Source organism: Escherichia sp. E4702, from assembly GCF_963883545.1.
Classification (GTDB): Bacteria; Pseudomonadota; Gammaproteobacteria; order Enterobacterales; family Enterobacteriaceae; genus Escherichia.
Window position 1 is genome coordinate 139,086 of record NZ_CAWORF010000017.1, and the last position, 12,643, is coordinate 151,728.

The 12,643-nt window shown below is 51.8% G+C and carries 14 protein-coding genes, 1 pseudogene and 1 other annotated feature; of the genes and pseudogenes, 11 read left to right on the forward strand and 4 right to left on the reverse strand.

The window, feature by feature from the left end; translation table 11 throughout:
* Positions 1–23: 23 nt before the first annotated feature.
* On the reverse strand, positions 24–644 hold the full coding sequence (locus AACU94_RS10020; RefSeq protein ID WP_001516499.1) for an L-threonylcarbamoyladenylate synthase: 621 nt from the start codon (positions 642–644) through the stop codon (positions 24–26).
* Positions 641–1,522, reverse strand: coding sequence for an RNase RNM (gene rnm / locus AACU94_RS10025; RefSeq protein ID WP_135489375.1), 882 nt, complete (start codon positions 1,520–1,522; stop codon positions 641–643). Before rnm ends, AACU94_RS10020 begins: the two co-directional genes overlap by 4 nt.
* Before the next feature lie 137 nt (positions 1,523–1,659).
* Here rnm and trpL point away from each other — a divergent pair, with 137 nt between their 5' ends.
* The 6 genes from trpL to trpA all read left to right on the forward strand — a co-directional run bounded on the left by trpL (position 1,660) and on the right by trpA (position 8,326).
* Positions 1,660–1,704: a trp operon leader peptide gene (trpL, locus tag AACU94_RS10030; protein WP_001700591.1), complete on the forward strand. Its 45-nt coding sequence runs from the start codon at positions 1,660–1,662 to the stop codon at positions 1,702–1,704.
* Positions 1,681–1,774 (forward strand) — a sequence feature (Trp leader region). It overlaps the preceding gene by 24 nt.
* 21 nt (positions 1,775–1,795) lie before the next feature.
* Positions 1,796–3,358: an anthranilate synthase component I gene (gene trpE, locus AACU94_RS10035; protein ID WP_135489376.1), complete on the forward strand. Its 1,563-nt coding sequence runs from the start codon at positions 1,796–1,798 to the stop codon at positions 3,356–3,358.
* Positions 3,358–4,953 (forward strand): bifunctional anthranilate synthase glutamate amidotransferase component TrpG/anthranilate phosphoribosyltransferase TrpD, encoded by a 1,596-nt coding sequence (trpD, locus tag AACU94_RS10040; protein ID WP_135489377.1) that lies wholly within the window; start codon positions 3,358–3,360, stop codon positions 4,951–4,953. The genes trpE and trpD overlap by 1 nt, the downstream gene beginning before the upstream one ends.
* Positions 4,954–6,315, forward strand: a complete 1,362-nt coding sequence (trpCF, locus tag AACU94_RS10045; RefSeq protein ID WP_205713094.1) for a bifunctional indole-3-glycerol-phosphate synthase TrpC/phosphoribosylanthranilate isomerase TrpF — start codon at positions 4,954–4,956, stop codon at positions 6,313–6,315.
* Positions 6,316–6,326: 11 nt separating this feature from the next.
* Positions 6,327–7,520 carry a tryptophan synthase subunit beta gene (gene trpB, locus AACU94_RS10050; protein WP_130258918.1) on the forward strand — a complete coding sequence of 398 codons (1,194 nt, stop codon included), beginning with the start codon at positions 6,327–6,329 and terminating at the stop codon, positions 7,518–7,520.
* Positions 7,520–8,326, forward strand: a complete 807-nt coding sequence (gene trpA / locus AACU94_RS10055) for a tryptophan synthase subunit alpha (RefSeq protein ID WP_135489378.1) — start codon at positions 7,520–7,522, stop codon at positions 8,324–8,326. Before trpB ends, trpA begins: the two co-directional genes overlap by 1 nt.
* A gap of 51 nt (positions 8,327–8,377) precedes the next feature.
* On the opposite strand, the gene ompW is transcribed toward trpA, so the two are convergent.
* Positions 8,378–9,031, reverse strand: a complete 654-nt coding sequence (gene ompW / locus AACU94_RS10060; protein ID WP_130216030.1) for an outer membrane protein OmpW — start codon at positions 9,029–9,031, stop codon at positions 8,378–8,380.
* A 224-nt stretch (positions 9,032–9,255) separates the two neighbouring features.
* Here ompW and AACU94_RS10065 point away from each other — a divergent pair.
* From AACU94_RS10065 to yciA, 4 genes and pseudogenes are all read left to right on the forward strand, one after another.
* Positions 9,256–9,414: pseudogene (locus AACU94_RS10065) on the forward strand (YkgJ family cysteine cluster protein); the annotation flags it as partial.
* Between the two features lie 60 nt (positions 9,415–9,474).
* Entirely contained in the window at positions 9,475–10,218 is a 744-nt protein-coding gene (locus tag AACU94_RS10070; protein ID WP_130208877.1) for a YciC family protein, read from the forward strand.
* 29 nt (positions 10,219–10,247) lie between these two features.
* Positions 10,248–10,787, forward strand: a complete 540-nt coding sequence (locus tag AACU94_RS10075) for a septation protein A (RefSeq protein WP_000808667.1) — start codon at positions 10,248–10,250, stop codon at positions 10,785–10,787.
* A 104-nt stretch (positions 10,788–10,891) separates the two neighbouring features.
* Positions 10,892–11,290: an acyl-CoA thioester hydrolase YciA gene (yciA, locus tag AACU94_RS10080; protein WP_130208879.1), complete on the forward strand. Its 399-nt coding sequence runs from the start codon at positions 10,892–10,894 to the stop codon at positions 11,288–11,290.
* Between the two features lie 40 nt (positions 11,291–11,330).
* On the opposite strand, the gene tonB is transcribed toward yciA, so the two are convergent.
* Positions 11,331–12,050, reverse strand: a complete 720-nt coding sequence (tonB, locus tag AACU94_RS10085) for a TonB system transport protein TonB (protein WP_064528843.1) — start codon at positions 12,048–12,050, stop codon at positions 11,331–11,333.
* A 223-nt stretch (positions 12,051–12,273) separates the two neighbouring features.
* Between tonB and AACU94_RS10090 the strand changes: the two genes are divergently transcribed.
* The gene (locus tag AACU94_RS10090; RefSeq protein WP_000967595.1) at positions 12,274–12,570 is read left to right on the forward strand and encodes a YciI family protein; all 297 of its coding nucleotides are present in this window, start codon (positions 12,274–12,276) and stop codon (positions 12,568–12,570) included.
* Positions 12,571–12,643 lie beyond the last annotated feature (73 nt).

Below are 12,643 nucleotides of genomic sequence, written 5' to 3' on the forward strand. Positions count from 1 at the left end.
TTCCATCCGTGGAACGCAATTTGTTATAAGAAAGGCTTCACATCACCCACGCCTTCACGCACCACGACCGGCGTATCATCGGTAAGATCAATGACCGTTGTCGGTTTCTGCCCGAGATAGCCACCGTGAATAATCAAATCCACCTGTTTTTCCAGACGGTCTTTAATTTCTTCCGGATCGGATTCGGTAAATTCGCTGCCCGGTAGCATCAACGAAGTGGAAAGCATCGGTTCGCCCAATACTTCAAGCAACGCCTGCGCAATCGGGTTTGAAGGCACACGCATCCCAATGGTTTTGCGTTTTTCCTGCAACAGACGGCGTGGCACTTCCTTCGTCCCCTTCAGGATGAAGGTATAGTTGCCCGGCGTGTTGTTTTTCATTAAACGAAACGCAACGTTATCCACGAATGAATAGGTCGAAAGTTCAGAAAGATCGCGACACATCAGGGTAAAGTTGTGACCGTCCGGCAGCTGGCGAATACGACAAATACGCTCCATCGCGTTTTTATCTTCAATTTTACAGCCGAGCGCATAGCCGGAATCAGTTGGATAAACAATCACCCCGCCTTTACGCACGATCTCCACCGCCTGGTTGATCAGACGTTGCTGCGGGTTATCAGGATGAATATAAAAAAACTGGCTCATAATTCCCTCTCTGTGGTGTTCTGCGGCTGTTCCCATAGCTGCCAGACGCCTTCAACGCCTGCGGGCAGCCAGAGTTTACGACCCAGTTCGATCCACGGGCATGGCTGATGAAAATCAGATCCTTGTGATGCCCATAAATGATGCTGACGCGCAAGTGTCGCCAGCTGGGTGCGTTCATTGGGCGATTGCTGGCACTGCGCGACTTCCATCGCGTCGCCGTGGTGTTCGGCAAAATGCGCAACCAATCTTTTCAGCCATTTAGCACTAAGATTGTACCGCCCAGGATGAGCTAGCACCGCCTTACCGCCAGAATGATGAATGACATCAATAGCTTGTTCTATTGTACACCACTGTGGCGGAACGTATCCGGTTTTCCCGCGCGCCAGATACTTTTTAAAGACATCCGCCATTGAACTGGCTTTGCCGCACTCCACCAGGAAACGCGCAAAATGACCGCGCGTCACCGCGCCGCCCTGCGCCAGTCGTTGCGCGCCTTCCAGCGCCCCTGGTATTTGCGCTTTTTCAAGTCTTTCGGCAATTAGCTGCGCCCGCTGATTGCGCCGTTCTGTCTGCTGCGCGAGGAACTCACACATTAGCGGATGAGTAATATCAATATTCAGCCCGACAATATGAATTTCATGATTTTCCCAGACCGTGGAAATTTCCACGCCGGGGATAAGATTCAGCGCCAGTCCCGAACGTGAAATTTCCTCTCTTGCTGGCGCGATTGCAGCTGTGGTGTCATGGTCGGTGATCGCCAGGGTGCCAACGCGCATCTCGACTGCACGGTGCACCAATGCTTCTGGCTTCAGGCAGCCATCGGAAGCTGTGGTGTGGCTGTGCAGGTCGTAAATCACTGCGTAATTCGTGTCGCTCAAGGCGCACTCCCGTTTTGGATAATGTTTTTGGCGCCGACATCATAACGGTTCTGGCAAATATTCTGAAATGAGCTGTTGACAATTAACCATTGAACTAGTTAACTAGTACGCAAGTTCACGTAAAAAGGGTATCGACAATGAAAGCGATTTTCGTACTGAAAGGTTGGTGGCGCACTTCCTGAAACGGGCAGTGTATTCACCATGCGTAAAGCAATCAGATACCCAGCCCGCCTTATAAGCGGGCTTTTTTTTGAACAAAATTAGAGAATAACAATGCAAACACAAAAACCAACTCTCGAATTGTTAACCTGCGAAGGCGCTTATCGCGATAATCCGACCGCGCTTTTTCACCAGTTGTGTGGGGATCGTCCGGCAACGCTGCTGCTGGAATCCGCAGATATCGACAGCAAAGATGATTTAAAAAGCCTGCTGCTGGTGGACAGTGCGCTGCGTATTACAGCTTTAGGTGACACTGTCACAATTAAAGCACTCTCACGCAATGGCGAAGCCCTGCTGACACTATTGGATAACGCCCTGCCTGCGGGTGTGGAAAATGAACAATCGCCAAACTGCCGAGTGCTGCGCTTCCCCCCTGTCAGTCCACTGCTGGATGAAGACGCTCGCTTATGCTCCCTTTCAGTTTTTGACGCTTTCCGCTTATTGCAGAGTCTGTTGAATGTACCGAAGGAAGAACGAGAAGCAATGTTCTTCGGCGGCCTGTTCTCTTATGACCTTGTTGCGGGGTTTGAAGATTTACCGCAATTGTCAGCGGAAAATAACTGCCCTGATTTCTGTTTTTATCTCGCTGAAACGCTGATGGTGATTGACCATCAGAAAAAAAGCACCCGCATTCAGGCCAGCCTGTTTGCTCCGAATGAAGAAGAAAAACAACGTCTCACTGCGCGCCTGAACGATCTTCGCCAGCAACTGACCGAAACCGCGCCACCGCTGCCGGTGGTTTCCGTGCCGCATATGCGTTGTGAATGTAACCAGAGCGATGAAGAGTTCGGTGGCGTAGTGCGTTTGTTGCAAAAAGCGATTCGCGCCGGAGAAATTTTCCAGGTGGTGCCATCTCGCCGTTTCTCGCTGCCCTGCCCTTCACCGCTGGCGGCCTATTACGTGCTGAAAAAGAGTAATCCCAGCCCGTACATGTTTTTTATGCAGGATAATGATTTCACCCTGTTTGGCGCGTCGCCGGAAAGCTCGCTCAAGTATGATGCCACCAGCCGCCAGATTGAGATCTACCCGATTGCCGGAACACGTCCACGCGGTCGTCGTGCCGATGGTTCACTGGACAGAGACCTCGACAGCCGCATCGAACTGGAAATGCGTACCGATCATAAAGAGCTTTCTGAACATCTGATGCTGGTGGATCTCGCCCGTAATGATCTGGCACGCATTTGCACCCCCGGCAGCCGCTACGTCGCCGACCTCACCAAAGTTGACCGTTACTCTTACGTGATGCACCTGGTCTCCCGCGTGGTCGGTGAGCTGCGCCACGATCTCGACGCCCTGCACGCTTACCGCGCCTGTATGAATATGGGGACGTTAAGTGGTGCGCCGAAAGTACGCGCTATGCAGTTAATTGCCGAGGCGGAAGGTCGTCGCCGCGGCAGCTACGGCGGCGCGGTAGGTTATTTCACCGCGCATGGCGATCTCGACACCTGCATTGTGATCCGCTCGGCGCTGGTGGAAAACGGTATCGCCACCGTGCAAGCCGGTGCTGGCGTAGTCCTTGATTCTGTTCCGCAGTCGGAAGCCGACGAAACCCGTAACAAAGCCCGCGCTGTACTGCGCGCTATTGCCACCGCGCATCATGCACAGGAGACTTTCTGATGGCTGACATTCTGCTGCTCGATAATATCGACTCTTTTACTTACAACCTGGCAGATCAGTTGCGCAGCAATGGGCATAACGTGGTGATTTACCGCAACCATATTCCGGCGCAGACCTTAATTGAACGTCTGGCGACCATGAGCAATCCGGTGCTGATGCTTTCTCCTGGCCCCGGTGTGCCGAGCGAAGCCGGTTGTATGCCAGAACTGCTTACCCGCTTGCGTGGCAAGCTGCCAATTATTGGCATTTGCCTCGGACATCAGGCGATTGTCGAAGCTTACGGGGGCTATGTCGGTCAGGCGGGCGAAATTCTTCACGGTAAAGCGTCGAGCATTGAACATGACGGTCAGGCGATGTTTGCCGGATTAACAAACCCATTGCCGGTGGCGCGTTATCACTCGCTGGTTGGCAGTAATATTCCGGCAGGTTTAACCATCAACGCCCATTTTAATGGCATGGTGATGGCGGTGCGTCACGATGCGGATCGCGTTTGCGGATTCCAGTTCCATCCGGAATCCATTCTCACTACCCAGGGCGCTCGCCTGCTGGAACAAACGCTGGCCTGGGCGCAGCAGAAACTAGAGCCAACCAACACGCTGCAACCGATTCTGGAAAAACTGTATCAGGCGCAGACGCTTAGCCAACAAGAAAGCCACCAGCTTTTTTCAGCGGTGGTGCGTGGCGAGCTGAAGCCAGAACAGCTCGCGGCGGCGCTGGTGAGCATGAAAATTCGCGGCGAGCACCCAAACGAAATCGCCGGAGCAGCAACCGCGCTACTGGAAAACGCCGCGCCGTTCCCACGCCCTGATTATCTGTTTGCCGATATCGTCGGCACCGGCGGTGACGGCAGTAACAGTATCAATATTTCTACCGCCAGTGCGTTTGTCGCCGCGGCCTGTGGGCTGAAAGTGGCGAAACACGGTAACCGCAGCGTCTCAAGTAAATCCGGCTCGTCGGATCTGCTGGCGGCGTTCGGTATTAATCTTGATATGAATGCCGATAAATCGCGCCAGGCGCTGGATGAGTTAGGTGTTTGTTTCCTCTTTGCGCCGAAGTATCACACCGGATTCCGCCACGCGATGCCGGTTCGCCAGCAACTGAAAACTCGCACCCTGTTCAACGTGCTGGGGCCACTGATTAACCCGGCGCATCCTCCACTGGCGTTAATTGGTGTCTACAGCCCGGAACTGGTGCTGCCGATTGCCGAAACCTTGCGCGTGCTGGGGTATCAACGCGCGGCGGTGGTGCACAGCGGCGGGATGGATGAAGTTTCCTTACACGCGCCGACCATTGTTGCCGAGCTGCACGATGGTGAAATTAAAAGCTATCAACTGACCGCTGAAGATTTTGGCCTGACGCCCTACCACCAGGAGCAACTGGCAGGCGGAACACCGGAAGAAAACCGTGACATTTTAACACGCTTGTTACAAGGTAAAGGCGACTCCGCCCATGAAGCAGCCGTCGCTGCGAACGTCGCCATGTTAATGCGCCTGCATGGCCATGAAGATCTGCAAGCCAATGCGCAAACCGTTCTTGAGGTACTGCGCAGTGGTTCCGCTTACGACAGAGTCACCGCACTGGCGGCACGAGGGTAAATGATGCAAACCGTTTTAGCGAAAATCGTCGCAGACAAGGCGATTTGGGTAGAAGCCCGCAAACAGCAGCAACCGCTGGCCAGTTTTCAGAATGAGGTTCAGCCGAGCACGCGACATTTTTATGATGCGCTACAGGGCGCGCGCACGGCGTTTATTCTGGAGTGCAAAAAAGCGTCGCCGTCAAAAGGCGTGATCCGTGATGATTTCGATCCGGCACGCATTGCCTCGATTTATAAACATTACGCTTCGGCAATTTCGGTGCTGACCGATGAGAAATATTTCCAGGGGAGCTTTGATTTCCTCCCCATCGTCAGCCAAATCGCCCCGCAGCCGATTTTATGTAAAGACTTTATTATCGACCCTTACCAGATCTATCTGGCGCGTTATTACCAGGCCGATGCCTGCTTATTAATGCTGTCGGTTCTGGACGATGAACAATATCGCCAGCTTGCAGCCGTCGCCCATAGTCTGAAGATGGGTGTGCTGACCGAAGTCAGTAATGAAGAGGAACTGGAGCGCGCCATTGCATTGGGGGCAAAGGTCGTTGGCATCAACAACCGCGATCTGCGTGATTTGTCGATTGATCTCAACCGTACCCGCGAGCTTGCGCCGAAACTGGGACACAACGTGACGGTAATCAGCGAATCCGGCATCAATACTTACGCTCAGGTACGCGAGTTAAGCCACTTCGCTAACGGCTTTTTAATTGGTTCGGCGTTGATGGCCCATGACGATTTGAACGCCGCCGTGTGTCGGGTGTTGCTGGGTGAGAATAAAGTGTGTGGCCTGACTCGCCCACAAGATGCCAGAGCCGCTTATGACGCGGGCGCGATTTACGGTGGATTGATATTTGTTACAACGTCACCGCGTTGCGTCAGCGTTGAACAGGCGCAGGAAGTGATGGCTGCGGCACCGTTGCAATACGTTGGCGTATTCCGCAATCACGATATTGCCGATGTGGTGGACAAAGCTAACGCGTTATCGCTGGCAGCAGTGCAACTGCATGGTAATGAAGATCAGCTGTATATCGATACGCTGCGTGACGTGCTGCCCGCTAACGTTGCCATCTGGAAAGCATTGAGCGTCGGTGAAACTCTTCCCGCGCGCGATTTTCAGCACGTTGATAAATATGTTTTCGACAACGGCCAGGGTGGAAGCGGGCAACGTTTCGACTGGTCACTGTTAAACGGTCAATCGCTTGGCAACGTCCTGCTGGCGGGGGGCTTAGGCGCAGATAACTGCGTGGAAGCGGCACAAACCGGCTGCGCCGGGCTTGATTTTAATTCTGCTGTAGAGTCGCAACCGGGCATTAAGGACGTACGCCTTTTGGCCTCGGTTTTCCAGACGCTGCGCGCATATTAAGGAAAGGAACAATGACAACATTACTTAACCCGTATTTTGGTGAGTTTGGCGGCATGTACGTGCCACAAATCCTGATGCCTGCTCTGCGCCAGCTGGAAGAAGCTTTTGTCAGCGCGCAAAAAGATCCTGAATTTCAGGCCCAGTTCAACGACCTGCTGAAAAACTATGCCGGGCGCCCAACCGCGCTGACCAAATGCCAGAACATTACGGCTGGCACGAACACCACGCTGTATCTGAAGCGCGAAGATTTGCTGCACGGCGGCGCGCATAAAACCAACCAGGTGCTCGGTCAGGCATTGCTGGCGAAGCGGATGGGTAAAACCGAAATCATCGCCGAAACCGGTGCCGGTCAACATGGCGTGGCGTCTGCCCTTGCCAGCGCCCTGCTCGGTCTGAAATGCCGTATTTATATGGGTGCCAAAGACGTGGAGCGCCAGTCGCCCAACGTTTTTCGTATGCGCTTAATGGGTGCGGAAGTGATCCCGGTGCATAGCGGCTCCGCGACGCTGAAAGATGCCTGTAACGAGGCTCTGCGCGACTGGTCCGGTAGTTATGAAACCGCGCACTATATGCTGGGTACCGCAGCTGGCCCGCATCCTTACCCGACCATTGTGCGTGAGTTTCAGCGGATGATTGGCGAAGAAACGAAAGCGCAGATTCTGGAAAGAGAAGGTCGTCTGCCGGATGCCGTTATCGCCTGTGTTGGCGGCGGTTCGAATGCCATCGGGATGTTTGCTGATTTCATCAACGAAACCAATGTCGGCCTGATTGGCGTAGAGCCAGGCGGTCACGGTATCGAAACCGGTGAGCACGGCGCACCATTAAAACATGGTCGCGTGGGCATTTATTTCGGTATGAAAGCGCCGATGATGCAAACCGAAGACGGGCAGATTGAAGAATCTTACTCCATCTCTGCCGGACTGGATTTCCCGTCCGTCGGCCCACAACACGCGTATCTCAACAGCATCGGTCGCGCTGATTATGTTTCAATTACCGATGATGAAGCACTGGAAGCCTTTAAAACGCTGTGCCTGCACGAAGGGATTATCCCGGCGCTGGAATCCTCCCACGCTCTGGCCCATGCGCTGAAAATGATGCGCGAAAACCCGGAAAAAGAGCAGCTACTGGTGGTTAACCTTTCCGGTCGCGGCGATAAAGACATCTTCACCGTTCACGATATTTTGAAAGCACGAGGGGAAATCTGATGGAACGCTACGAATCTCTGTCTGCCCAGTTGAAGGAACGCAAAGAAGGCGCATTTGTTCCTTTCGTCACACTCGGTGATCCGGGCATTGAGCAGTCGCTGAAAATTATCGATACGTTGATCGAAGCAGGTGCTGATGCTTTGGAGCTAGGCATCCCCTTCTCCGACCCACTGGCGGATGGCCCGACGATTCAAAACGCTACACTGCGTGCCTTTGCGGCGGGTGTGACCCCGGCGCAGTGCTTTGAGATGCTGGCACTGATTCGTCAAAAACATCCGACCATTCCTGTTGGCCTGCTGATGTACGCCAACCTGGTGTTTAACAAAGGCATTGATGAGTTTTACGCTCAATGTGAAAAAGTCGGCGTCGATTCGGTGCTGGTTGCCGACGTGCCAGTGGAAGAGTCCGCGCCCTTCCGCCAGGCCGCGTTGCGTCATAATGTCGCACCTATCTTTATCTGCCCGCCGAATGCTGATGATGATTTGCTGCGCCAGATTGCCTCTTACGGTCGTGGTTACACCTATTTACTGTCGCGTGCGGGCGTGACCGGAGCGGAAAACCGCGCGGCATTACCGCTCAATCATCTGGTCACGAAGCTGAAAGAATACAATGCTGCGCCTCCATTGCAGGGCTTTGGTATTTCCGCCCCAGATCAGGTAAAAGCAGCAATTGATGCAGGAGCTGCGGGCGCAATTTCTGGTTCTGCAATTGTTAAAATCATCGAGCAACATATTAATCAGCCAGAGAAAATGCTGGCGGCACTGAAAGCTTTTGTACAATCGATGAAAGCGGCGACGCGCAGTTAATACGAGACAAACCGCCAGAAAACATCTGGCGGTTTATTGACGGGCAAATAATTAAAAACGATAACCCGCAGAGAACATAAATACCCACGGATCAAGGCGGACATTGTCAGAGTAATGTCCTGCTGGCAGCACTGCGCCGTTGGATTTATATTTCACGTCGGTATCGATATCCATGTACCAAACCGACATATTCAGCAACCAGTCACGGTTGATGAGATAATCCACACCGACTTGTCCCGCCACGCCCCATGAATCCTTCAGACTAAGATCGGATAAGCCAAGACCTTCACCGGTGTCATTGAAGTCATTATTAAAAAAGGTGGTGTAGTTAATACCCGCACCAATGTAAGGACGGAATTTACTGCCGGAATCGCCAAAATACCATTGTGCCATCAGTGTTGGCGGTAAATGGTGGACTGTCGCAATATCTCCGGTTGTGGCTGTGCCAACCTTATGACGAAACGGAGATGCCGCCAGCAATTCCACACCAATGTTATCAGTCGCCATATAGGTGAAGGTCAGGCCCAGTTGGGTGTTATTGGTCACGCTAAAGCCACCCAGGCTTCCCAGAGTTCCATCTGCGCCTTCCGTTGGACGTACCGTTGCCGAACCTGCACGAATAAAGAACTCGCCTGCTTCGTGAGCATAGACGCTACCAGAGAGAAGTGTACTGACTGCCAATGCCGCCACTGTTAATTTTTTCATGTTCGCTCCGTCGTTATGGTTATAAAAACGTGACGAATATACCTACATTGGAGTAACAAATGATCCTACATAGATCACATTGCATTCGCTAAATGACCATTTATTGATCTGGATTAATTTAGAAGTTGTATCGCAAATCCTGGTTAACATGATTCAAATCAATTTGAATGCTTTCCATCTCCGAAAGTATTCTTTTGCTACCTTATTGGCCTTTTAAGCAGGCGGTAAGTTGCGGTATTTATGCAAACAGCCCTTCTGCTTGTCAGGAATTTGTCGTGTCTGGAGAAAGCAATGGATCCTGTGATCGCACCCACGCACGCTGTGGATTACCTGCGCTTTACAAAGATATGCTTTTCCATACAAGTCGTGATGCTGCCACTTAAGGGATAACCAGGGTACAATTGCCCGCTAATTAACACCTGCATAAAACTCAAGGAGAGTGCATGTCTATCACGGCGCAGTCCGTATACCGTGACACCGGAAATTTCTTCCGTAATCAATTTATGACCATTCTGTTGGTATCGTTGCTTTGTGCATTTATCACAGTGGTGTTAGGACATGTTTTCTCACCCAGTGACGCACAGCTTGCGCAGCTCAATGACGGCGCGCCCGTTAGTGGCGGCGGTGGGTTGTTCGATCTGGTGCAAAATATGTCCCCGGAACAGCAACAAATTTTGCTGCGTGCTTCCGCTGCGTCCACTTTTTCAGGATTAATCGGTAACGCCATACTCGCCGGAGGCGTAATATTAATCATCCAACTGGTGTCCGCGGGTCAGAGAGTCAGTGCGCTACGCGCTATTGGTGCCAGTGCGCCGATATTGCCAAAGTTATTTATTCTGATTTTTCTGACTACCCTTTTAGTACAGATTGGCATCATGCTGGTGGTCGTTCCGGGAATTTTAATGGCCATTTTACTGGCACTGGCGCCGGTGATGTTGGTGCAGGATAAAATGGGCGTTTTCGCCTCTATGCGCAGCAGTATGCGGCTGACATGGGCGAATATGCGTCTGGTGGCACCTGCAGTACTAAGCTGGTTACTGGCAAAAACACTGTTGCTGCTGTTTGCCTCTTCGTTTGCCGCATTAACCCCGGAAATTGGTGCCGTACTGGCGAATACCTTAAGCAACCTGATTTCAGCCGTATTGCTTATCTATCTGTTCCGCCTGTACATGTTGATTCGCCAATAACCTGAAGTATTTGATTACGGAATCGTAAAATGAAGCAGTTTCTTGATTTTTTACCGCTGGTTGTCTTCTTCGCGTTCTACAAAATTTATGACATCTATGCGGCAACTGCGGCGCTCATCGTCGCCACGGCGATTGTGCTTATTTATAGCTGGGTTCGCTTCCGGAAAGTTGAGAAGATGGCCCTGATCACCTTCGTTCTGGTGGTTGTTTTCGGTGGTCTGACGCTGTTCTTCCACAATGATGAGTTTATTAAATGGAAGGTCACTGTCATCTACGCTCTGTTTGCCGGTGCTTTGTTGGTTAGCCAATGGGTAATGAAAAAGCCGCTGATTCAGCGCATGCTGGGTAAAGAACTCACTCTACCGCAGCCGGTGTGGTCGAAACTGAATCTGGCCTGGGCAGTCTTCTTTATTCTTTGTGGGCTGGCGAATATCTACATCGCATTCTGGCTACCGCAAAATATTTGGGTCAACTTCAAAGTGTTCGGTCTGACCGCCCTCACCTTAATCTTCACACTGTTAAGCGGTATTTATATCTACCGCCATATGCCTCAGGAAGATAAATCATAATCTGTCTGCCGGCCCTTCGGGGCCGGCGCTGCATATCCTCTGTTCTCATTTGGAAAATCATAGTAGCATCGCGCCTGTGATTTTCCTTTTATGTCGGTTTTACCATGTCTACAACACCTAACGTCCCTCAGGGCGATCTTGTTTTACGTACTTTAGCCATGCCTGCCGATACCAATGCCAATGGCGATATCTTTGGTGGTTGGTTGATGTCGCAGATGGATATTGGCGGTGCCATTCTGGCAAAAGAAATTGCCCACGGTCGCGTCGTGACCGTGCGGGTTGAAGGAATGACTTTCTTACGACCAGTTGCGGTTGGTGATGTGGTGTGCTGCTATGCGCGCTGTCTCCAAAAAGGGACGACATCAGTCAGCATTAATATTGAAGTATGGGTGAAAAAAGTGGCGTCTGAGCCGATTGGGCAGCGCTATAAAGCGACGGAAGCGTTATTTAAGTATGTTGCCGTCGACCCTGAAGGAAAGCCTCGTGCCTTACCTGTAGAGTAATAGTCAAAAGCCTCCAGGTTGGAGGCTTTTGATTTTCAGGTTATTGAATTTCGGTGGTGCCGTTAATTTTAAACAGGATATTTACCACAATCCCACTTCCGGGTTTGCCCGGCTCATAACGCCATCTGCGCATCGCGTTTTTCACTTCGCGCTCAAACATGTTCGCCGGTTTGGCTGAAAGAATTTGTACGTTATCCACGCGACCATCCGGTGTGACGTCAAATTTAACTTTAACCTGCCCTTCAATGCGTAGTGCCTGCGCGCGCGCCGGATACTGCGGTTGATTACGGCTTAATGCCCGTGGACCAGACGCGACACTTGTGACCGGTTTGCTGGTTGCAGCCGTTGCCGTACTTGATGTCGGGCGAGCTGGTGCCGTATTTTCAAACGGTGACGCCGGACGTGACTCTACCGGTTTGACATCGCGTTTTGGCTGCTCCTGTACCTTTTTCACCGGCTTCGGTTTTGGCTTAGGTTTCGGCTTCGGCTTTTCAATGACTACCGGAGCTTCTTTTGGCGGTTCTGGTATCGGCTCAGGCTCCGGTTCTGGCTCCACCACTGGTTCCGGCGGCGGTTGAACGGCTTGTGGCGGCTCAAGTTCGGCCGGGGCAACCATGGTGACAGAAATCGGCTGCGCGGGCGCAGGTAGTTCAATAACCTGATGTACCGAGGTATAGAGTAGACCCGCCACAACAGCACCATGAATGCAGACCGAAAGTAACGTCGGCCAGGGGAAGCGGCGAGGTAAATCAAGGGTCATTGAAGTCATAATCGTTTCAGTAAAAAAACCAGGCCTCGATTTTAAATGCAAATAGCAATCATATTCAATAAGGCAAGGCGATCAGGATCAGTGAAAACGCAATTTTTGGCGCTTTTAACCTTACTTTTAGTGACGCCTTAACAAAGACATCATCTTTCCGTTGCAGATCTTCGCCCTTTCAAATAACGTACTTTATAACTTTTCCGAACAAGGAGTTGTGCCCGTGTTGTATGTTATTTACGCTCAAGACAAAGCCGATAGCCTCGAAAAGCGCCTTTCCGTTCGTCCGGCACATTTAGCGCGTTTGCAGTTACTGCATGATGAAGGGCGTCTGCTGACCGCCGGTCCAATGCCAGCGGTAGACAGTAACGATCCAGGCGCCGCAGGATTTACTGGCTCAACCGTTATTGCTGAATTTGAATCGCTGGAAGCAGCCCAGGCATGGGCAGATGCCGATCCGTACGTGGCAGCGGGAGTCTATGAGCACGTTTCCGTGAAACCCTTTAAGAAAGTGTTCTGAATATCAACATCCAGGGGCGCGGTGACAGAATCCGTGCTCTTGTTTTTTCTTTATATTTACCGATGCCCCCAAT

Excerpts from the sequence above, each read along its gene's own strand:
- AACU94_RS10070 (WP_130208877.1), top strand. The coding sequence starts at position 9,475 with ATGTCTATCACGGCGCAGTCCGTATACCGTGACACCGGAAATTTCTTC.
- trpCF (WP_205713094.1), top strand. The coding sequence starts at position 4,954 with ATGATGCAAACCGTTTTAGCGAAAATCGTCGCAGACAAGGCGATTTGG.
- AACU94_RS10075 (WP_000808667.1), top strand. The coding sequence starts at position 10,248 with ATGAAGCAGTTTCTTGATTTTTTACCGCTGGTTGTCTTCTTCGCGTTC.
- tonB (WP_064528843.1), bottom strand. The coding sequence starts at position 12,050 with ATGACCCTTGATTTACCTCGCCGCTTCCCCTGGCCGACGTTACTTTCG.
- trpD (WP_135489377.1), top strand. The coding sequence starts at position 3,358 with ATGGCTGACATTCTGCTGCTCGATAATATCGACTCTTTTACTTACAAC.
- ompW (WP_130216030.1), bottom strand. The coding sequence starts at position 9,031 with ATGAAAAAATTAACAGTGGCGGCATTGGCAGTCAGTACACTTCTCTCT.
- trpA (WP_135489378.1), top strand. The coding sequence starts at position 7,520 with ATGGAACGCTACGAATCTCTGTCTGCCCAGTTGAAGGAACGCAAAGAA.
- trpE (WP_135489376.1), top strand. The coding sequence starts at position 1,796 with ATGCAAACACAAAAACCAACTCTCGAATTGTTAACCTGCGAAGGCGCT.
- yciA (WP_130208879.1), top strand. The coding sequence starts at position 10,892 with ATGTCTACAACACCTAACGTCCCTCAGGGCGATCTTGTTTTACGTACT.
- trpB (WP_130258918.1), top strand. The coding sequence starts at position 6,327 with ATGACAACATTACTTAACCCGTATTTTGGTGAGTTTGGCGGCATGTAC.
- AACU94_RS10020 (WP_001516499.1), bottom strand. The coding sequence starts at position 644 with ATGAGCCAGTTTTTTTATATTCATCCTGATAACCCGCAGCAACGTCTG.